Source organism: Nocardioides panacisoli, from assembly GCF_039537325.1.
Classification (GTDB): domain Bacteria; phylum Actinomycetota; class Actinomycetes; order Propionibacteriales; family Nocardioidaceae; genus Nocardioides; species Nocardioides panacisoli.
In genome coordinates this window covers 30,337-49,975 of the sequence record NZ_BAABAH010000014.1, presented here as the reverse complement: position 1 = coordinate 49,975, position 19,639 = coordinate 30,337, and the positions used below count along the sequence as shown (strand labels likewise).

Annotated in this window: 19 protein-coding genes; 12 read left to right on the top strand and 7 right to left on the bottom strand. The window is 71.7% G+C overall.

What is annotated here, in order from left to right; all coding sequences use genetic code 11:
• Positions 1-32 precede the first annotated feature (32 nt).
• The gene (locus ABD709_RS16885; protein ID WP_344777546.1) at positions 33-668 is read right to left on the bottom strand and encodes a hypothetical protein; all 636 of its coding nucleotides are present in this window, start codon (positions 666-668) and stop codon (positions 33-35) included.
• Positions 665-1,255, bottom strand: a complete 591-nt coding sequence (locus ABD709_RS16880; protein WP_344777544.1) for an RNA polymerase sigma factor — start codon at positions 1,253-1,255, stop codon at positions 665-667. Before ABD709_RS16880 ends, ABD709_RS16885 begins: the two co-directional genes overlap by 4 nt.
• Positions 1,256-1,323: 68 nt before the next feature.
• Between ABD709_RS16880 and ABD709_RS16875 the strand changes: the two genes are divergently transcribed.
• Complete coding sequence (locus ABD709_RS16875; RefSeq protein ID WP_344777542.1) at positions 1,324-2,202, top strand: alpha/beta fold hydrolase; 879 nt, start codon at positions 1,324-1,326, stop codon at positions 2,200-2,202.
• Here ABD709_RS16875 and ABD709_RS16870 read toward each other — a convergent pair.
• Together ABD709_RS16870 and ABD709_RS16865 are read right to left on the bottom strand one after the other, a co-directional pair.
• On the bottom strand, positions 2,172-3,233 hold the full coding sequence (locus ABD709_RS16870; protein WP_344777540.1) for a lipase family alpha/beta hydrolase: 1,062 nt from the start codon (positions 3,231-3,233) through the stop codon (positions 2,172-2,174). The two genes, ABD709_RS16875 and ABD709_RS16870, sit on opposite strands and share 31 nt — an antisense overlap.
• Positions 3,234-3,306: 73 nt before the next feature.
• Positions 3,307-3,843, bottom strand: a complete 537-nt coding sequence (locus ABD709_RS16865; RefSeq protein ID WP_344777538.1) for a hypothetical protein — start codon at positions 3,841-3,843, stop codon at positions 3,307-3,309.
• A gap of 145 nt (positions 3,844-3,988) precedes the next feature.
• Between ABD709_RS16865 and recO the strand changes: the two genes are divergently transcribed.
• Positions 3,989-4,744, top strand: a complete 756-nt coding sequence (recO, locus tag ABD709_RS16860) for a DNA repair protein RecO (protein WP_344777536.1) — start codon at positions 3,989-3,991, stop codon at positions 4,742-4,744.
• 198 nt (positions 4,745-4,942) lie between these two features.
• Here the strand turns inward: recO and ABD709_RS16855 are convergent, their stop codons facing one another.
• Entirely contained in the window at positions 4,943-5,998 is a 1,056-nt protein-coding gene (locus ABD709_RS16855) for a type IV toxin-antitoxin system AbiEi family antitoxin domain-containing protein (RefSeq protein WP_344777535.1), read from the bottom strand.
• Between the two features lie 147 nt (positions 5,999-6,145).
• On the opposite strand from ABD709_RS16855, the gene ABD709_RS16850 reads away from it, so the two are divergent.
• Positions 6,146-6,928 (top strand): isoprenyl transferase, encoded by a 783-nt coding sequence (locus ABD709_RS16850; protein ID WP_344777533.1) that lies wholly within the window; start codon positions 6,146-6,148, stop codon positions 6,926-6,928.
• Positions 6,929-6,935: 7 nt separating this feature from the next.
• On the opposite strand, the gene ABD709_RS16845 is transcribed toward ABD709_RS16850, so the two are convergent.
• On the bottom strand, positions 6,936-7,223 hold the full coding sequence (locus ABD709_RS16845) for a hypothetical protein (RefSeq protein WP_344777531.1): 288 nt from the start codon (positions 7,221-7,223) through the stop codon (positions 6,936-6,938).
• Between the two features lie 70 nt (positions 7,224-7,293).
• On the opposite strand from ABD709_RS16845, the gene ABD709_RS16840 reads away from it, so the two are divergent.
• Complete coding sequence (locus ABD709_RS16840; protein WP_344777529.1) at positions 7,294-7,599, top strand: antibiotic biosynthesis monooxygenase family protein; 306 nt, start codon at positions 7,294-7,296, stop codon at positions 7,597-7,599.
• A gap of 56 nt (positions 7,600-7,655) precedes the next feature.
• Entirely contained in the window at positions 7,656-9,065 is a 1,410-nt protein-coding gene (locus ABD709_RS16835) for a glycine--tRNA ligase (protein WP_344777527.1), read from the top strand.
• A gap of 7 nt (positions 9,066-9,072) precedes the next feature.
• Here the strand turns inward: ABD709_RS16835 and ABD709_RS16830 are convergent, their stop codons facing one another.
• Positions 9,073-12,003, bottom strand: a complete 2,931-nt coding sequence (locus ABD709_RS16830; protein WP_344777525.1) for an InlB B-repeat-containing protein — start codon at positions 12,001-12,003, stop codon at positions 9,073-9,075.
• Between the two features lie 162 nt (positions 12,004-12,165).
• On the opposite strand from ABD709_RS16830, the gene ABD709_RS16825 reads away from it, so the two are divergent.
• From ABD709_RS16825 to ABD709_RS16795, 7 genes are all read left to right on the top strand, one after another.
• Positions 12,166-12,870, top strand: a complete 705-nt coding sequence (locus tag ABD709_RS16825; protein WP_344777523.1) for a hypothetical protein — start codon at positions 12,166-12,168, stop codon at positions 12,868-12,870.
• Positions 12,867-14,003: a tRNA dihydrouridine synthase DusB gene (gene dusB / locus ABD709_RS16820; protein ID WP_344777521.1), complete on the top strand. Its 1,137-nt coding sequence runs from the start codon at positions 12,867-12,869 to the stop codon at positions 14,001-14,003. The genes ABD709_RS16825 and dusB overlap by 4 nt, the downstream gene beginning before the upstream one ends.
• Positions 14,004-14,131: 128 nt before the next feature.
• Complete coding sequence (locus ABD709_RS16815; RefSeq protein ID WP_344777519.1) at positions 14,132-15,013, top strand: VldE C-terminal domain-containing protein; 882 nt, start codon at positions 14,132-14,134, stop codon at positions 15,011-15,013.
• Between the two features lie 39 nt (positions 15,014-15,052).
• On the top strand, positions 15,053-16,282 hold the full coding sequence (locus ABD709_RS16810) for a deoxyguanosinetriphosphate triphosphohydrolase (protein ID WP_344777517.1): 1,230 nt from the start codon (positions 15,053-15,055) through the stop codon (positions 16,280-16,282).
• Positions 16,282-17,202 (top strand): 2-hydroxyacid dehydrogenase, encoded by a 921-nt coding sequence (locus tag ABD709_RS16805; RefSeq protein WP_344777515.1) that lies wholly within the window; start codon positions 16,282-16,284, stop codon positions 17,200-17,202. The genes ABD709_RS16810 and ABD709_RS16805 overlap by 1 nt, the downstream gene beginning before the upstream one ends.
• Before the next feature lie 57 nt (positions 17,203-17,259).
• Positions 17,260-19,134, top strand: a complete 1,875-nt coding sequence (dnaG, locus tag ABD709_RS16800; protein ID WP_344777513.1) for a DNA primase — start codon at positions 17,260-17,262, stop codon at positions 19,132-19,134.
• Positions 19,131-19,610 (top strand): hypothetical protein, encoded by a 480-nt coding sequence (locus tag ABD709_RS16795; RefSeq protein ID WP_344777511.1) that lies wholly within the window; start codon positions 19,131-19,133, stop codon positions 19,608-19,610. Before dnaG ends, ABD709_RS16795 begins: the two co-directional genes overlap by 4 nt.
• Positions 19,611-19,639 lie beyond the last annotated feature (29 nt).

The window sequence follows — 19,639 nt, the reverse complement described above, 5'->3', positions numbered from 1 at the left end:
AGCGATCCGGGGCCGTCGTCGTCGGTACGTCGTCAGCAGTGCTTCTCGACCTGCACCATGATCCCGGCCGCGCCGTCGTCCTCACCGCTCGTCGTGATGTGGACCTGGGTGTCGGAGTCGACGAAGGACTTCGACAGCGTGAACGTCACGCCGTCCCCGGAGCGCTCGACCGACACGGTCGACTGGTCCCGCTCCGCGGCGGTGGGCGGTGCGTCACCGCACGGCCCGGCAGGAGCCGGCGTCCCCTTGGGGGCGTCGTGGCGCTCGAGCGTCCCGCCGGTGTCGCCGCTTCCGGGCTGCTCGGAGTGCGTGACGGTGCCGCCGTTGTCGCCGGGCTCCGGTGCGGGGGGCAGGTCGGCGGAGTAGTCGACCTCGGCGTCGACGCCCTGCGCCCGGAGCGCGCTCTCGAGCCCGTCGGCGTCCTTGAGGCTGGAGATGGTGACGACGATGTCGCCATTGGCCTGCGGGTCGACCGCGAACGCGGCGTCGGGCCGCAGGGCGAGGCCGCCGGCGGTGACGGCGACGGCGGCGCCGAGGGCGGCCCCGGCGGCGGTGAGGCGCCGCCTCAGCCGTGGCCGGGCAGCTGCCGGCGCACGGGTGGCGACGTGCTGGCGCAGCTCGGTGAGCAGCGCGTTCTCGAACCCGTCCAGGGGTGCGCGGGTGGTCATGGCTGTACCTCCAGGTTGAGAGCGGCCACCGCGTCGGCGAGCGGTGGCCGCAGGTGTGCTTGGACCCGGGCCCGGCTGCGGTGCAGCCGAACCCGCGCGGTGGCCGGCTTCACCCCCAGCACGGCGGCGGCGTCGGTGACGGAGAGCCCGTCAAGGGCGACGAGCTCGATGAGCGCCCGGTCGCGCTCGGGGATGGCGGCGAGGGCGGCGTACAGCTCCCGCGCCTCCCGCTCGACGTCGATCCGGTCCTCGATCCGGGCGAGGGCGTCGGCGTCGACGAGCCGCCGCCCGGAGATCCGGCGCTCGGCGGAGCGGTGCCGCTGCTGGCGCCGGAACTCGGAGGCCACGACGTTCCGGGCGACCCCCATCAGCCAGCCTCCCGGTGAGCCCCGGTCCGCGCGGTAGCTCCGCGCGTTGTCGATCGCGGCGACGAACACGTCGGCCGTGAGATCGGCGGCGAGGTGGGCGTCGGAGACACGGCGCGCGACGAAGCGCTGCACGGCGGGCAGGTGCTGCCGGTAGAACGCCTCCAGGGCGTCGGGGTCCTCGCCGATGCGGTGCACCTCGGTCGTCTGCGGCTCGTCCATGCCCCTACTTGGCCGCTGGCTGCCGGACGTTACAGCGGGCCGTCCTCCGCTCGTGCCATCATCGAACCATGACCGGTGCGGATCGCGTCCTCGTCTCCGAGCGGATCGGGCAGCTCTTCCTCGACACCGAGCGCGGTCGGGACCGGCTGGAGTACACCGAGTACGGCTCCGGCGACTCCTGGGTCGTCCTGCTGCCGGGGCTGCTGATGCCGCGGCGGATGCACGACCATCTCGCCCGCGCTCTCGCCTCCAACGGCGCCCACGTCGTCACCCTCGACCTGCTCGGCCACGGGCGCTCGGACAAGCCTGCGGACCCGCTGGTCTACTCCGTGACCTCGTTCGCGGAGCAGGTCGTCGCGCTGCTCGACCACCTGGGCGCGCCGCAGGCGGTGGTCGGAGGTACGTCGCTCGGCGCGAACGTGTCGCTCGAGGTCGCCGTGATCGCGCCCAAGCGGGTGCGCGGGCTGATCCTCGAGATGCCGGTGCTCGACACCGCGCTCGAGGCCGCCATCATCGCGTTCGCACCGCTGCTGCTGACCGCGCGCTTCTTCCCGGGCGCGCTGACGGGGGTCCGGTGGGCGACCCGGGCGGTGCCGCGCGGCGTGGTGCCGTGGTGGCTCGGGATCGGGCTGGACACGCTCGACCAGCGGCCCGGACCCGTGGCGGCGTACGTCCACGGGCTCTTCTTCGGGCGAGCGGCGCCCAGCCTGCGGGAGCGCAAGGCGATCACCGCGCCCGCGCTGGTCGTCGGCCACCCGCGCGACCCGCTGCACCCGGTCGCCGACGCCGAGCTGCTCTCCGAGGAGCTGCCGAACTCGACCTTCGAGCGGGCGCGCTCGATCATGGAGTGGCGACTGCGGCCCGAGCGGCTCGACCTCGCCGCGACCAAGTTCGTGCTCGACTGCTGGCGCGGGCCTCAGCGCCGGCAGCGGTCCACGAACGCATAGCAGCGGACCTTCGGCTCGCGGGGAAGCAGCGGCGCGCCGGAGAAGGTGATGTCGGGGACGGCGGTGCTGACGAGCGTCGGGAGCGCCATCAGCGGGGTCGTCAGCGTGTCGATGTCGGTCGGGTCGATGCCGGGCATGTACAGCCGGCTGCACGCGCTCGCCGGGACCCGGTCCGCGTCGGCCGGCCCCGGATGGGTCAGCGCGTCCATCACCAGCGAGTAGACGGTGTTGCTGACGGTGCCCATCAGGACGTGCTCGTAGGGGTCGAGCGGGCACACCGACTGGACCTTGATGTTCGAGATCCGTCCTTGCCCGGTGGTGAGCCCGGCGCTCTTCGGAGGGGTGACCACCTCGTCGAACGCGGTGTAGATGTTCGTGTAGTCGATGCCCCGGAAGGTCTCGGCGCGCGAGTTCAGAGCCTGGATGAACTGAGACCCGTAGGCCTGCTGCCAGACGGCGGGCACGCACCTCGTGACGCCGACGATGCAGGTGGCGAGCGACTTGGTGCCGTGGTTGGACGGCGCCATCCCGATGACCTCCGAGACCATGTGCCGCAGGTCGGGCCAGAACCGGAGCGCCCACCGGCCGCTCATGCCGCCCTGGCTGTGGCCGAGGATCGCGACCTTGCCGCCGGTGCTGTGGTACATGGTGCGGATCGCGTAGACGATGTACTCCGCTGCGGTCTGGATGTCGCCGAAGGTGTGGAACGGCATGGTCATCGTGCACCAGTAGCGACCCTGCCCGTCGAACAGCGGCTCCCAGTTCCAGCTGTAGTTCTCGTCCGGCGTCACGCTGGTGGCCGGGTTGAGGAACACCGCGCGGGGGCCCTTGCCGGGCGTGCCGTGGCACTGCATCGCCGCCCGCAGCGTGGCCGTGGGTACGTCGAGCGCCGGGCCGGGGCGGTCCAGTGGTGCGTACGCCGGCGTGGGGCTCGCCGGGTCGGCGAGCGCGCCGGTCGCCGTACCGGTGACCAGCAGGGCGGCCGTCGTGAGGACCAGGGCGAGCAGGGTGGCGAGGCGTCGTCCGAGCACGACGGTCTCAACGGTTGCCTGTTGCATCCGTCACGCGCGAGCGCCGCCCGAGCGGCGATCGCGCGTGAGCCGGTCACTCGGGGCAGTAGACCCGCGGGTTCCAGTCGTTGAAGGTGCCGAGGGAGTTGTGCCGCTCGTGCCACACGTGCAGCTCGTAGAAGGTCGGCAGGCCGTAGCGGTTGCCCTCCTCGACCCGCTCGAACCGCTGCCCGTAGAGCTTCGGCGCGCGCTGGTGCTCGGCGTCCCAGGCGTCGGCGAGGACCAGGTACTCGGCCGCGACGAGCTGGTTGGAGCCGTCGGACTCCGGCTCGTAGATGAGGGCCTCGGGAGCGAGCCGCCTGATCCGTCCGTCCTGCAGGTTGTCCACGTCGACGTAGTGCACGCCCATGTCGCCGGTGCCGTCCGGGTCCGTGATGCAGCTGATGCCGTCGAGGTCGATCACCTCGGTCGTCCACGGCGCGGCCGGGCCCGCGCGGAACGGCGCGGTGACGTCGCGCAGGTCGTCGAACTTGCTGGCGTGACCGCTTGCGTCGGCGCGCGGCCCGAGGGTGAGGGCGACGGCGACGAGCGCAGTAGCGCCGGCAAAGCCCCAGAGAGGTCGGTTGAACATGTGCTTCTCCTTGTCAGGTGGCGGCGGGAGTACCGCACTGCCGCGACGCTAGGAGCGAGGTGTCGAGAGCCGGATCGGCAAGAACCACCCACATTGACCGCCCGGCGTGCCCAGGTTTGTCGGTGGTGCGCGGCAGAATGGGCAGGTGCCGCTCTTCCGTGACGAGGCGATCGTGCTGCGCACCCACAAGCTGGGTGAGGCCGACCGCATCATCACGCTGCTGACCCGTGAGCACGGCCGGATCCGCGCCGTCGCGCGCGGCGTACGACGTACGACGTCGCGGTGGGGGTCGCGGCTCGAGCCGTTCACCCACGTCGACCTGCAGCTCGCCGAGGGCCGCAGCCTCGACACGATCACCCAGGCCGAGACCCGGGGTGCCTACGCTGCGGCGATCGGCAACGACTACGACCGCTACACCGCCGGCACGGTGATGCTGGAGACCGCGGAGCGGCTGGTCGTCGAGGAGCGGGAGCCCGCGGTGCAGCAGTTCCTGCTGCTGCTCGGCGCGATGCGCGCGATGGCGTCGGGGGAGCGGCGGCCGGGACACGTGCTCGATTCCTACTTCCTGCGCTCCCTCGCGATCGCGGGTTATGCCCCGTCCTGCGTCGACTGCGCCCACTGCGGCCGGTCGCCCAGCGTGCTGCCCGACGGCGCACCGGGTGCCCACCGCTGGTTCAACCCGTCCATGGGCGGGGTGCTGTGCGCCACCTGCCGGATCCCCGGCTCCGCGAGCCCCGCGCCCGAGACGCTCCGGCTGCTCGGCGGCCTGCTGGCCGGTGACTGGCCGACGATCGAGTCCGCCGACCCGCGCCACGAGCGCGAGGCGAGCGGCCTGGTCGCGGCGTTCGTCCAGTGGCAGCTCGAGCGCGGTCTGCGGTCGCTGGCCTACCTCGAGCGCTGACCGTCGCGCGGCGCCCGCGCGGTCCGTGGGGTGGGCGTGGGCGTGGCGTGGGCGAATCATCACGGTATGCAGGTGAGAAGGCACTTCCCGGGTGGGATTCCGCAAGGGAACCGTCGATTCACCTGCATACCGTGATGATTCGGCACCCCCACGGCTCACCCGCAGCGAGCCGCCGTACGGCGATCGCGGCTGAGGTTCTCAGCCGATCTTCCGGCTCAGGCGCCAGAAGCGGTCACCGATCGAGGCGCGCTCGTCGTAGTCCGCCCAGACCAGCCGGAGCATCGCGCACTGGGTCGCTTCGCGGAGCATGTCCTCACGACGTTTCTCCTGGAAGACCGCGTCGCCGGCCTGCTGGCCAGGTCGAAGCAGACGGCCGTACTTCACCCGCCCGTCGAACTCGCCGAGCACGCCGTGGTCGGGCCACGCCCAGTCGGTGATGCCGATCAGCGCACCCGTCAGGTCGCGGACCTCGTACTGCAGAACGGGCCGGGGCAAGCCGAGAACGAAGAATGCCCACATCCCACGCGATTCGCCGATCGAGCCGCTGCGTCCGTCTGCCATCCGCACCGGGATGTGTAGGTGGCGCATGAAAGGCCAGCTCTCCATGGCCTCGAACGTCCTCTCGAGCGCGGCGCGGTCGAAGGCCTTCACCCTGAGCCCCGCGTCGAACAGAGCAAGAGCGGCCTCGTTGGACACGCGAGAGCCCGCCTCGAGGACGGCACGCTCGGCTCGCACGGTCGCGAGTCCGTCGACTGTCACGAGGTCCTCGTCGGCGATCTTGCCCTCGTGATGAACGACGTCTCCCTCGACCCGGCCGGTCGCGGCGTCCAGACGCGTGACGTGGACCTTGCCGAGCGGCAGCCCCCAGAGGTCCAGCCCGTGACGAGCCGCCGCGGACTGGTGCGAAAGCGCGACGGACGGTCCGAGCGAGTGCATCACGGCGTTGGCACGAACGTTGTGCCTGCCGACGGCGTCGAGACGGGACCACTCGTCGCTGAACGCATAGGCGCCCCGTCGGAATCTCGTCAGCTCGCGTCGCCGTACCAGTCGGGTGAGGTCTTTGTCCGCGAACCCGGCGGACAGCGCTTGAGGGCGCGTGAAGTACCCGACTGCGGCGGTCAGACCTCTCAACAGTTCCACGCGATCACTCTCTGTCGCGCCGCCGCCTCGATGCCTCTCCGACGAAACTTCCTGTGGAGGACCGGCACTGATGGCCTCGTTGTGGACAACATCTGGCTCGCCTGGTGGCGTCACCCCGCCGCGGAGCGGTGCGAATCATCACGGTAAGCAGGTGAGTGAGCGCCTCCCCAGCGGAATTCCGGCCGGGAACCGACCATTCGACTGCATACCGTGATGATTCGGCCCCCGCGCACCCTGACCGCGCCCCACTAGGGTGGCGCCGTGCCGCGCCGTACGCCCGTCCGACCCCCGAGCCCCCACCCGTCGGGAGCGCGGCCGCCGGCGATCCCGCGCGAGCTGGTGCCGGAGCACGTGGCGATCGTGATGGACGGCAACGGGCGCTGGGCGAAGGAGCGCGGCCTGCCGCGCACCAAGGGGCACGAGGAGGGCGAGTCCTCGCTCTTCGACGTGGTCGAGGGAGCGATCGAGATCGGCGTGAAGGCGATCTCGGCGTACGCGTTCTCGACCGAGAACTGGAGCCGCAGCGCCGACGAGGTGCGCTTCCTCATGGGCTTCAACCGCGACGTCATCCGGAGACGACGCGACGAGATGCACGAGCTGGGCGTGCGGGTGCGATGGGCCGGCCGGGCGCCGCGGCTGTGGAAGTCGGTCATCAAGGAGCTCCAGGTCGCGGAGGAGATGACCCGCGGCAACAACGTGCTGACGCTGACGATGTGCGTCAACTACGGAGGGCGGGCCGAGCTCGGCGACGCGGCCCGCAAGCTCGCCCAGGACGTCGCCCTCGGCCGGATCAGGGCCGACAAGGTCGACGACCGGACGTTGGGTCGCTACCTCTACGTCCCCGAGCTGCCCGACGCGGACCTGATCTGGCGGACGTCGGGGGAGCAGCGGCTCTCGAACTTCATGCTCTACCAGGCGGCGTACGCCGAGCTCGTCTTCTCCGACGTGCTCTGGCCCGACGTCGACCGGCGGCACCTGTGGCAGGCGATCGACGAGTACGCCCGGCGCGACCGCCGGTACGGCGGAGCGATGCCCAACGCCTGACCGCCGGTCAGTGCTCGACCCCGGGCTCGATCTCGGGCTCGACCACCGGGTGCACGTGGTCGCCGTGGTGCACGTGGTCGTCGTGGTGGATGATGCCGTGCTCCTTGTCGAGGAGCTCGTGCTGCCGCGCCAGCCGGGCGTTGAAGTAGCCCTTGATCAGCGGCCACAGCATGCCGAGCATCACGACGTCGAGCAGGATCGTCAGGGTGATTTCGACGGCCACGTGGGCGGGGTCGGTGAGGATGGACCAGTACTCGTGAAGGAACCCGCCGCCTTCAGCCTCCAATACCAACATGAGAATCATTCTCATCCGGAACCGGCGGTCGCGCAAGTCCCCTGAACCGACGCTGCCGTACTCTCGGCTCGTGCTCGTCGTGAACCGGTTCCGTGGCGGCGACGGCCTGCGCGCGGACCTGGAGGCGGTGCACGCGCTGCTCGCCGGCTTCCCCGGGTACGTCGACGGGGCGATCGGCCGCAACCTGGACGAGCCCGACCTGTGGGTCCTCACGACCCGGTGGGAGAACGTCGGCGCCTACCGCAGGGCGCTGTCGTCGTACGACGTGAAGCTGAAGGGGATCCCGGTGCTGAGCCAGGCCCTGGACGAGCCGGGCGCCTACGAGGTCGTGGAGCCGAACGCGGTTCTGAACGAGGCACGCAGCCGCGTAACCTAGGCCGTTGCATGACTGCACGGCAGCCGGCCGCGCAGCCCCCAACCTAAGGAACCGCCGTGGCCAAGCCCCCGCCGTCCGTCGTCGACAACGTCGTCTCCCTCGCCAAGCGGCGAGGATTCGTCTACCCGTGCGGCGAGATCTACGGCGGCACCCGCTCGGCATGGGACTACGGCCCCTTGGGCGTCGAGCTCAAGGACAACATCAAGCGCCAGTGGTGGAAGTCCATGGTGCAGATGCGCGACGACGTCGTCGGCCTGGACTCCTCGGTGATCCTGCCGCGCCAGACCTGGGAGGCCAGCGGCCACGTCGCGACCTTCACCGACCCGCTGACCGAGTGCCAGTCCTGCCACAAGCGGTTCCGGGCCGACCACCTGCAGGAGGAGTACGCCGAGAAGGAGGCGCGCAAGGGCAAGGAGGTCGACCCCGACTCGGTGGACCTCGCGACGCTCGCGTGCCCCAACTGCGGAACCCGCGGCGCCTGGACCGAGCCGCGCCAGTTCTCCGGCCTGCTGAAGACCTACCTCGGCGTGCTCGAGGACGAGTCCGGCCTGCACTACCTGCGGCCCGAGACGGCCCAGGGCATCTTCCTCAACTTCCTCAACGTCGTGACCAGCCAGCGGATGAAGCCGCCGTTCGGCATCGCCCAGATCGGCAAGAGCTTCCGCAACGAGATCACGCCGGGCAACTTCATCTTCCGCACCCGTGAGTTCGAGCAGATGGAGATGGAGTTCTTCGTACGGCCCGGCGAGGACGAGGAGTGGCACCAGTACTGGATCGACGAGCGGACCCGCTGGTACACCGACCTCGGCATCGACCCCGACAACCTGCGCCACTTCGAGCACCCCAAGGAGAAGCTCTCCCACTACGCGAAGCGGACCGTCGACATCGAGTACCGCTTCAAGTTCGCGGGCTCGGAGTGGGGTGAGCTGGAGGGCATCGCCAACCGCACCGACTTCGACCTGAGCACGCACGCGAAGCACTCGGGAACCGACCTGTCCTACTTCGACCAGGCCGCCAACGAGCGCTACGTGCCCTACGTCATCGAGCCCGCGGCCGGCCTCTCCCGCAGCCTGATGACGTTCCTGGTGGACGCCTACCACGAGGACGAGGCGCCCAACACCAAGGGCGGCGTGGACAAGCGCACCGTGCTGCGGCTGGACCGCCGGCTCGCCCCGGTCAAGGTCGCGGTGCTGCCGCTGTCGCGCAACGCCGACCTGACACCGAAGGCCAAGGACCTCGCTGCCGAGCTGCGGCAGAACTGGACCGTCGACTTCGACGACTCGGGCGCGATCGGCCGGCGCTACCGCCGCCAGGACGAGATCGGTACGCCGTACTGCGTCACGGTCGACTTCGAGACGCTCGAGGACCACGCGGTCACCGTCCGTGAGCGGGACAGCATGCAGCAGGAGCGGATCGCGCTGGACAAGCTGACCTCCTATTTCGCCGAGCGCCTGCTGGGGTGCTGAGCGCCTGTCACCGCCGCACGAAGTAGGTGCCGCGCACCGTGCTCCTGTTCCCTGCCACGTCGACCGCTCGGACCCGGTAGCTGACCAGGACGAGGCCGTCGCCGCCGCTCGAGCGGTCGACCTTGACGGTGCAGGCGTGGATACCGGAGAGGAGGTCGTCCGCGACGCAGACCGGCCTCCGGAAGTGGTCATACGTGGCGCCGTCCCGGACGCCGGTCGCGCGGACGGCGGGCCTGGTGCGGTCGATCGAGACCACGACGTGCACGCTCGCGCTGCCACCGTCGGCTGCGGTGACGGTGCGCTCGACCCGCTGGTCAGCGCCGTCCTGCGACCGCCTCGCCGGTCGCGGGCAGTCGACCGTCGCGCTGCCGGGCGTGCAGTCGAAGACGACTCGCACCGGGGTGCGGTACCAGCCGCGCGTGCGGTCGTGGCGAGCCTGGACCGTCGCGGTCACGACCGGGTCCGTCCTCGTGGTCGACGCCGTCGAGCCGGCGTGGAACCGGTCGCCGGAGTAGGCGGCCTGGACGTGCCGTGAGTCGCCTGCGGGGATGACGGTCGGGAGGACCGCCCGCGCGACGCCGTCACCGGTCGGGACGAGATCCCCCGAGCCGACCGCACCGCCGTCGACGGTGAAGGTCACCGACCCGGTGGGTGTTGCTGCTGGGTCGCCGTGGACCTCCGCGATCAGCCGGTCGGGTCGCACCTGGACGCTCGTGGTCGTGGCGGCCTTCGCGATGACCGTGATCGACTGCTCCGCCGGCTCAGCAGCGTCGTAGTCCGCAGTGCCCGCCTGATCGGCGCGCAGCTCGCACCTACCGGCGGCCTCGAAGGTCACCACCCCGTCGTGCACCGAGCACGCCACAGCCACCCCGTCCGGGACGGGGAGGACCGAGAAGCTCACCGGCGCGCCTGAGTCGCCGCCGGTCGCCGCGGGGGTGTAGGTCTCACCCACAGCGCCTGGATCAGGCGCTCCGGAGGTGAAGGTGACCGTCTGCCGGCCCTTGGCGACCTCGATGTCCTGGAAGGCCTGCGCCATCGGATAGTTCTCGTCACCGTCGACGACGGCGATCAGCTCGCAGGTGCCGACGTGCTCGAAGTGGACCACGCCGGTGCTGTCGATCGAGCAGGGCGCGTGCGGGGCCGCGGCCACGCTGATGACGATCGGGTTGCCGGACCCGGTGTCGCCCGCGGCGGCGGGGGTGTACGAGCCACCGACACGTGCCGGATCGGGCGGCGTCGAGGTGAAGGCGAGGCGCTGCTCGCCCGGGACCGGACCGATGGCGGCCGAGGTCCGGGTGGTCGAGCGGTAGTCGGGCGCCGAGGCCGTGACCTCGACCTGCAACCGGGCGCCGACGTCCGCGGCCGACACCTGGTAGGTGGCCGCGTTCGCGCCCGGGACGACGGAGGTGGAGCCGAGTCGGTCGACGCGGTACCACTGGTACGCCAAGGTGGCGTTCGCCGGATCGGTGACACCGACGTGCGCGGTGAGCAGCTGACCGATCTCCGGAGTGCCGCTGACGGTCGGCTCCGGAACGGTCACGGGGAGCTGCTCCCACTGGGCGTACGCCGTCAGCGGCACGGGCGTGCCGTTGGTGCTCGACCCGGGCAGTGTGCTGGTCGCCGTCACCGGGTCACCGCTCCCGTCGGCCGCCGTGTTCCAGCCGACGAAGACGTGACCGTTGCGCGTCGGTGCGGGCGGCAGCGTTCGATTCCCGCGAGTGAGGTTCGCCGCGAACACCCGCACTGCGGCCGGAGCCGGTGAACCGCCCTGGGTGTCGAAGGAGACCGTGTAGTTGTGTCGGGTCACCGTGGGCGTCGGCAGCTGTCCGCCGACCAGTCCGATCATTCGGTCCGTGGGCAGCCGGATGGAGCCGTCGTTGTCGATCCTGCCGTCGCCGAAGATCACGCCGTACGTCGAGGAGGCGTTCGCCGTGCCGTCGATCACGGCGTCCGGGCCCAGCGTGACTTCGGTGCCCGCGGTGTCCGGAACGTACAGCCAGCCGGAAGGAGGTAGCCGAAGGGTCCCGCCGGTCATCTCCAGCCGCATGTTCGGCTGGCCGCCGATGGCCGGTCCGCCCGGCCCGAAGGGGAACGCGACCGCGCTGGGTGTGTTGCCGGTGGCGGTGACGGTGCCGCCGGTGATCGCCACCTTGCCGCCGGGGTCCCCGCTGCTGGAGACTCCAGGACTTTCGCCCACCCCGTGCGCGGTGACGACACCGCCGGTGATCGTGACGGTGCTGAAGTTTGCGGTTGCCCAGCCGCCGATGCCGACCGCACCCAGCCCCTGGGAGGGTGCGCCGTTGCCGCCCGTGGCGACGACCGTCCCCCCGTTGACCACGGTGGTCCCGCCTCCGCCGTTCAGCCCACCGCCGATGCCGGAGCCGTCCACGCCTCCGGTGGCAGTGACGGAGCCACCGTTGATCTTGGTGCTCCCTGCGTCGAGGAAGATGAGGTCGAGCGGTGACGACGGCCAGGCGCTGCCGATGCCTGCGGCCTGGGCGCCACCGCGCGCGACGACCGTGCCGCCGTTGACGACGAGTTCGGCGAGGCTGGTACGGATGCCCGCGGTGTTGGGTTGGCCGGAGGCGTCGGCCGTGAGGGACCCGCCGCCGACGGAGTCGTCGACGACCAGACGCGCACCCGGGACCATGAAGACGGACTGGACAGCGAGGTCGTGCCCGGCGAGGTCGAGTACGACCTCGCTACAGCCGACGCCTAGAGCTGTGCTCGGGGCGGTGATGTCGGCGGTCATCCGGACCGTGCCCGGATCGCTCGGCGGGCAGACGAAGGCCAGCTGGAGGGCGTCGAACGTGCCGACGTCGACGGTGGCCGCAGTTGCCGGTGACGGGACCAGGCCGACCAGGGTCGCCCCGAGGCCGAAAGCGAGCAGAGCTGAGCGGAAGCGCGCGAACCGCGCCCCGAGGTGGCGTTCGAGCATTGACTCTCCGTGGATCCGGACGCTCCCCGATGGCTGCGTCAGGGGAACCAATCAAGCAGCGCGCCTCCTCGTAGGCGGGTTTTTGCAAAGTTCGTTGCCAGGCGCAACGGCATCTGCCGGTGCCACCGCGGCCGCCCGCACCCGGCTGCCAGAATGGGGGCCATGACCCTCCGTCGAGCGATCGTCCTCTCCGTCCTGGCCCTGGTGCTGCTGGCCGGGTGCAGCGACAGCGGCGACGAGGGCTCCGCGGGCGAGTCGTCGTCCGCGACGTCGAGCGACTCCTCGTCGGCGGCACCGACGGATGGCGAGTACCTCGAGGTGCCCGACGACGTCGCGCTCACCCCGCCCGGGACCATGCTCGACTTCGGTCAGCCGGCGACGATCGCCTGGGAGCCGCGGATCGACGAGACCGCGATCCTCGACGTGACCGTCGACCGCGTGGAGCGGACGACGTTCAAGGAGTCGTTCCAGGGCTGGGTGATCACCGACGAGATGGAGGGGCAGACCCCGCTGTTCGTCCAGGCGACCGTGTCCAACGCGGGCGAGGACCGGCTCGGCGGCGAGGAGGTGCCGCTGACCGTCGTCGACGACACCGGCATCCACGTCCAGCCGACGATCGCGCAGGACGAGACCTTCGAGCCCTGCCCGGGCGGTCCGCTGCCGAAGAAGTTCAAGCCAGGCGCGAAGACCAAGGTCTGCCTGCTCTACCTGCTCGACCCGGGACGCGAGTTCACCTCGGTCGCTTTCCAGCCCGTCGACGCCGAGCACCGGCCGGTCGCCGACGCGATCAGCTGGACCGGCTCGCTGACGCCGCTGGACGACGGCAAGGACGACCAGGGCAAGAAGGGCAAGAAGGGCCAGCAGTGACCGCGCCGACGGGGCTCGCGCTCGGCCCCCTGGAGGTGCCGACGCCGGTGGTGCTGGCGCCGATGGCCGGCATCACCAACGCGGCCTACCGCCGGCTGTGTGCCGAGTACGGCGCCGGGCTCTACGTCTGCGAGATGATCACCAGCCGCGGGCTGGTCGAGGGCGACGAGACGACGCGGCGGATGCTGGTCTTCGACGACGCGGAGCAGGTGCGCTCGGTGCAGCTCTACGGCACGGACCCGACCTACATGGCGAAGGCCGCCGAGATCCTCTGCGCGGAGTACGGCGTCGCCCACATCGACCTCAACTTCGGGTGCCCGGTCCCCAAGGTGACCAGGAAGGGCGGCGGAGGCGCGCTCCCGTGGAAGCGGGGGCTGCTCGCACGGATCCTCGAGGCGACCGTGACGGCCGCGTCGGCGTACGACGTCCCGGTGACGATGAAGACCCGCAAGGGCCTCGACGAGGAGCACCTCACCTACCTCGACGCCGGCCGGATCGCCCAGGAGGCGGGCTGCGCCGCGATCGCGCTGCACGGCCGGACCGTCGCGCAGGCCTACTCCGGCGAGGCCGACTGGGACGCCATCGGGCGGCTGGTCGACAACGTCGACATCCCGGTCCTCGGCAACGGCGACATCTGGGAGGCGGCGGACGCGCTCCGGATGGTGGCGGAGACCGGTGCATCCGGTGTCGTCGTCGGCCGCGGCTGCCTCGGCCGCCCCTGGCTGTTCCGGGATCTCGCCGCTGCTTTTGCTGGAGAGGCGACGACCACGCTCCCCACGCTCGGCGAGGTCGCCGCCATGATGCGCAGGCACGCCGAGCTGCTCTGCGAGCACATGGGGGAGGAGCGGGGCTGCAAGGAGTTCCGCAAGCACGTCACCTGGTACCTCAAGGGCTTCTCCGCCGGCGGCGAGATGCGGCGCTCGCTGGGTCTGGTCGACTCCCTCGCCAGCCTCGACCGGCTGCTGGCCGAGCTCGATCCCGACGAGCCGTTTCCCGTCAGCGCGCTGGGTGCGCCGCGGGGCCGCCAGGGCTCGCCGCGCAACCGCGTGGTGCTGCCCGAGGGCTGGCTCGACGACACCGACGGCAGCGACTGCGCGGTCCGCGAGGACGCGGACGAGACGACGGGCGGGTGACCAGGAACACGTGGCTGTGCGCCGCCGGCGATTGGGCGGGTGAAAAGTCGTGTGGTTCGGTAGATGATCGCGCCGGGGGCCGCTAGGTTGGCTCGGGCGCCGTCCTGTCGTCGACGTAAGGATCCTCTGTGGGGGGCAAGCACAACGCCAAGCGGGTATTGAGGAGCTCCCGGGCTCCTTGGGTCGCCGGCTCTCTCGCCGTCCTCGCGACGAGCGCCGCGGTCACCGCGGGTGTCCTCGGCTCGGGCGGCCCGGACGCGCTGCTCACCGCGGACAGCGCCGCGGCGGCCGGCTCGATCGACCACGCCGACCGCACGCCGACGCTCTCCCGCGACGGTGACAACATCCGGCCCACGGCGCCGCAGGACACCCCGGTCATCCAGACGCCCGCCGACATCGCGATGCTCCCCGCCAACGTGAGGACGGCGGTGAAGCGGGCGCACCTGGAGCTGTGGACGACCACGGACCTCAACCTCTGGACCCGCCCGGACAAGACCGCGAAGCAGACCGGCGAGATCAAGAGCGGCAAGAAGGTCCTCGTGACCGGCCGCTCGCTCGAGGGCCGCCAGGAGATCGTGGTCGACGGCGAGTCCCGCTGGGTGACCTCGGGTTACCTGAGCAAGGACAAGCCGCTCGGCTCGGGCGCCGGCCTCTCCGACGCGCCGTGCCCCGACTCCTCCGTGGAGCAGGGTCTGGCGGCCGACACGATCCTCGTCTACCGCTCGGTCTGCCACGCGTTCCCCCAGGTCACCGAGTACGGCGGCTGGGCGGCTCGCACCGAGCACAACACCGGCCACGCCCTCGACGTGATGGTGTACGGCGACAAGGCGCTCGGTGACGCGATCGCGCAGTGGGCGTTCGAGCACGCCTCGGAGCTGAACCTCTACGACATCATCTGGTACGACCGGATCTGGACCCCGGTGCGCGCGTCCGAGGGCTGGCGCGACTACGGCGATCACGGCTCGCCGACGGCCAACCACATGGACCACGTCCACATCGGGACCAACTGACCGACCGGCCGACGACGGCCAGGCGGTAGCCTCCCGCGGGTGGCGGACGTCGAGGCGCTCTATGACGAGCACGCGCGCGAGCGGGTCGTGCCCGAGCCGCCGAAGCGGGTCGACGCGCCCGAGCGGAAGCCGTTCGAGCGGGACCGCGCCCGGCTGGTCCACGCCGCGTCGTTCCGGCGGCTCGCGGCCAAGACCCAGGTCGTCGGTCCGCAGAGCGACGACTTCGTCCGCAACCGGCTGACCCACAGCCTCGAGGTCGCCCAGATCGCGCGGGACCTGTCCCGCGCGCTCGGCACGCACCCCGACATCGCCGAGACGGCCGCCCTGGCGCACGACCTCGGCCACCCGCCGTTCGGTCACAACGGCGAGCGGGTGCTCGCCGAGCTCGCGTCCGAGTGCGGCGGGTTCGAGGGGAACGCGCAGACGCTGCGGCTGCTCACCCGGCTCGAGGCCAAGACGGCCGACTCGGCCGGACGCTCGGTCGGGCTCAACCTCACCCGGGCGACGCTCGACGCCTGCACGAAGTACCCCTGGCCGCGCGCCGTCGACGCCGCGAAGTTCGGCGTGTACGACGACGACCGGCCCGCGTTCGACTGGATGCGCGCGGGTGCCCCCGCCGGCCGCCGCTGCGTCGAGGCACAGGTGATGGACCTCGCCGACGACGTCGCCTACTCGGTCCACGACGTCGAGGACGGCACCGTCGCCGAACGCGTCGACCTGACCGGCCTGGACGCGCCGGCGGTCTGGGCGACGGTGCGCGCGTGGTACGCGCCCGACGCGACCGACGCGGCACTCGACGAGGCCCTCGCGCGGCTCCGCTCCGTCGGCAGCTGGCCGCGGTCGGCGTACGACGGGAGTCGGGGGAGCCTGGCTGCGCTCAAGAACCTGACCAGCGACCTGATCGGCCGCTTCTGCGGCGCGGTCCAGCAGGCGACGTTCGCCGTGGCCGACGGACCGTTCACCCGCTACGCGGCGGACCTCGTCGTACCCGCCGACACGTGGACGGAGATCACCGTGCTCAAGGGGATCGCCGCGCACTACGTGATGCAGGCCGACGACCGGGTCGCGGCGATGGCGCGGCAGCGCGAGCTGCTGGCCGAGCTCGTCGAGACGCTCGTCGAGCAGGCGCCGCACCAGCTCGACGAGATGTTCCTGCCTGACTGGAAGGACGCCGTCGACGACGCCGCTCGGACCCGCGTGGTCATCGACCAGGTCGCCTCGCTCACCGACGCCAGCGCCGTGACCTGGCACGACCGGCTGGTCCGCTGATGACCGACGGCCGTCCCCTGGTGTGGCTCCCGTTCGAGCCGGCGCTCCTCGGCGACCCGCCCGCGGGGCTGCGCTACGAGGTGGTCGACCCGTCGCAGCTGGTGCCGGCCGGCGTCGGCGAGGTGGAGCTCTACGTCCCGCCCTACCTGGGCGGCCCGGCCGACGTCGAGGTGATCGAGCAGATGACCCGGCTGCGGGTGCTGCAGACCCTCACCGCCGGCGTGGACAACGTGCGCGACCGGATCCCCGCCGGCGTCACGCTGTGCAACGGGCGCGGCATCCACGAGACCTCGACCGCCGAGCTCGCGCTCACGCTGGTGCTCGCCTCGCTGCGTGGCGTCCCCGGCTTCGTCCGGGCGCAGGATCGCGGCCGGTGGTCGTTCGAGTGGCGCCCGGCGCTGGCCGACCGGCGGGTGCTGCTGATCGGGTACGGCGCGGTGGGTGCGGCGATCGAGGCGCGGCTGGCGCCGTTCGAGATCGAGCTGGTCAAGGTCGGTCGGACGCCGCGGGACGGCGTGCACGGCATCGGCGAGCTGCCTGCCCTGCTGCCGGACGCCGACGTCGTGATCCTGGTCGTGCCACTCACCGACGAGACCCGCGGCCTGGTCGACGCCGGCTTCCTCGCCGCGATGAAGGACGGCGCGCTGCTGGTCAACCTCGCCCGAGGTGCGGTCGTGGTCACCGACGACCTGGTGGGCGAGCTCGGCCGCGGGCGGATCAGCGCCGCTCTCGACGTCGTCGACCCCGAGCCGCTCCCCGAGGGCCACCCGCTGTGGTCGGCGCCGAACCTGCTGATCAGCCCGCACGTCGGCGGCGCCAGCAGCGCGATGTGGCCACGCGCGCACCGGTTGGTGCGCGACCAGCTGCACCGCTTCGCCGCCGGCGCGCCGCTCGCGAACGTGATGACGGGGGAGTACTGACCGACCGGCTGTGGAGCGCCCGCCCGTGGCCGCCGGGCGGACCGTAGGATCGCCGACATGGCCGGCCGGATTCGCGATGACGACATCGCGGTCGTGCGTGAGCGGGCTCGGATCGACGACGTGGTCTCGGCGTACGTCACGCTGCGGAACGCGGGTGGCGGGTCGCAGAAGGGGTTGTGCCCCTTCCACGACGAGAAGTCGGCCTCGTTCCACGTCACTCCCAGTCGTGGGTTCTTCCATTGCTTCGGCTGCGGCGAGGGCGGCGACGTCATCTCGTTCCTGATGAAGATCGACGGGGTGTCCTTCACCGAGGCCGTCGAGCGGCTCGCCGACAAGTACGGCGTCGAGCTGCGGCGCGAGGAGGGAGGCGTCGAGGACCGCCCCAAGGGCCCGCAGCGCCGCCGGCTGATCGAGGCGCACGCGGCGGCCCAGGAGTTCTACGAGAGCTACCTCTCGAGCCCCGACGCCGTCGCCGGGCGGCAGTTCCTCGACCAGCGCGGCTTCGACCAGGCCGCGGCCCGGCACTTCGGCGTCGGCTTCGCCCCGCGGGACGGGGAGGCCCTCTGGCGCCACCTCCAGTCCCGGAAGTTCACCCTCGACGAGGTCGTCACCGCCGGGCTGGTCGCGGTGGGCCGGTCGCCGTACGACCGGTTCCGCGGACGGCTGCTCTGGCCGATCCGCGAGGCTTCGGGAGAGACGATCGGCTTCGGCGCCCGCCGGATCTTCGACGACGACAAGATCGAGGCGAAGTACCTCAACACCTCCGAGACCCCGATCTACAAGAAGAGCCACGTCCTCTACGGCATCGACCTCGCCCGGCGCGAGATCGGCCGCTCGTTCCAGGCCGTGGTGGTCGAGGGCTACACCGACGTGATGGCCTGCCACCTGTCCGGCGTGACGACGGCCGTCGCGACCTGCGGCACCGCGTTCGGGGACGACCACGCGCGGGTGCTGCGCCGCTTCCTCAGCGACCACGAGGAGTTCCGCGGCGAGGTGATCTTCACCTTCGACGGCGACCAGGCGGGCCAGAACGCCGCCCTCAAGACCTTCGCCGGGGACCAGCGGTTCGTGTCGCAGACCTACGTCGCGATCGCACCCGAGGGCATGGACCCGTGCGAGCTCCGGATCAAGGAGGGCGACGCGGCGGTGCGCGAGCTGATCGCCACCCGGCGCCCGCTCTACCGGTTCGTGCTGGGCAACATCGTGGGCAAGTACGACCTCGACCGGGCCGACGGCCGCGTCGACGCGCTCCGCGAGGGCGCGCGGCTGGTGTCCTCGGTGCGGGACAAGTCGAAGGTCGACGCCTTCGCGCGAGAGCTCGCCGGCATGATCGGCGTCGACCCCGACGACGCGCGCGCAGAAGTACGGCGAGCCGCGGCGCGGGGCAGCCGCCAGCAGGCCGAGCAGGCCGAGCACGGGGCGCCGACGCAGGCGCAGCGACCCGCCCTCCCCGACCTGCGCGACCCTAGGTTCGGCATCGAGCGGGAGACCCTCAAGCTCGCCCTGCAGCACCCGATCGCGATCGGCCGGGCGACGGCTGAGATCGGCGCCAACGACTTCACCCACCCGACCTACCGCGCCGTCTGGCAGCTGATCGAGGCCCACGGCGGGTTCGCTGCGGGCGCCGGCGACCCGGACCGTGCCGCGAAGGTCCGCGACGCCGCCACCGACCCGGACGTCGCCGCCGCGGTGACCGCGCTCGCGGTCGAGCCGGTGCAGACGAGCGGGGAGCCGGACTCGGGCTACGTCGCCCACCACGTGTTCCGGCTGCTGGAGCTCACGGCGCTGCGGCGGATCGCCGACATCAAGTCGCGGTTGCAACGGACCAACCCGGTCGAGCAGGCGACGGAGTACAACAAGATGTTCGGCGAGCTCGCCGCCCTCGAGCAGCACCGCCGCTCGCTGCGCGACAACATCGTGGGCACTCCTTGAGGCTCCCGTCGAGGCCCAGCCGGTCCGAGCGGGTGCTCGCCTCGGCGAGCGGCGCCGACGGCGCGGTGTCCGGCAGCCGCGACGCGATCTTCCTGCCCACCGGCGACGAGCCCCGGCGGGTGCCGTGGGAGCAGGTCGCGAGCGCCGACTGGGACTCCGAGGAGGCCACGCTGACGGTCGTCGAGCTCGCGCCGTGGGGCGAGGCGCAGCCGCGGCACCTGCTCCGCCTGGAGCAACCCGACCGGCTGCTCCAGCTGGTCCGCGAGCGGGTGACGGCGAGCATCGTGCTCCAGCGCCACGTGCCGCTCGGCGGACGCCGTACCGCCCGCATCGTCGGCCGCCGGCCGCCGTCGGGCCGAGGCGAGATCACCTGGTTGGTCGAGTACGACGCCGGCGCCGACCCCGCCGACCCGGCGGTCCGCGCGACCGTCGGCGACGCGCTGGACCGTGCCCGTGCGGACATCGGCGAGTTGTGACCACCGATTTCATCCGCCGCCGACGCCCT

Coding starts and splice junctions, on each gene's coding strand:
- ABD709_RS16875 (WP_344777542.1), top strand. CDS start 1,324: ATGACCGGTGCGGATCGCGTCCTCGTCTCCGAGCGGATCGGGCAGCTC.
- ABD709_RS16885 (WP_344777546.1), bottom strand. CDS start 668: ATGACCACCCGCGCACCCCTGGACGGGTTCGAGAACGCGCTGCTCACC.
- ABD709_RS16865 (WP_344777538.1), bottom strand. CDS start 3,843: ATGTTCAACCGACCTCTCTGGGGCTTTGCCGGCGCTACTGCGCTCGTC.
- ABD709_RS16845 (WP_344777531.1), bottom strand. CDS start 7,223: ATGTTGGTATTGGAGGCTGAAGGCGGCGGGTTCCTTCACGAGTACTGG.
- dnaG (WP_344777513.1), top strand. CDS start 17,260: ATGGCCGGCCGGATTCGCGATGACGACATCGCGGTCGTGCGTGAGCGG.
- ABD709_RS16805 (WP_344777515.1), top strand. CDS start 16,282: ATGACCGACGGCCGTCCCCTGGTGTGGCTCCCGTTCGAGCCGGCGCTC.
- ABD709_RS16880 (WP_344777544.1), bottom strand. CDS start 1,255: ATGGACGAGCCGCAGACGACCGAGGTGCACCGCATCGGCGAGGACCCC.
- ABD709_RS16830 (WP_344777525.1), bottom strand. CDS start 12,003: ATGCTCGAACGCCACCTCGGGGCGCGGTTCGCGCGCTTCCGCTCAGCT.
- ABD709_RS16825 (WP_344777523.1), top strand. CDS start 12,166: ATGACCCTCCGTCGAGCGATCGTCCTCTCCGTCCTGGCCCTGGTGCTG.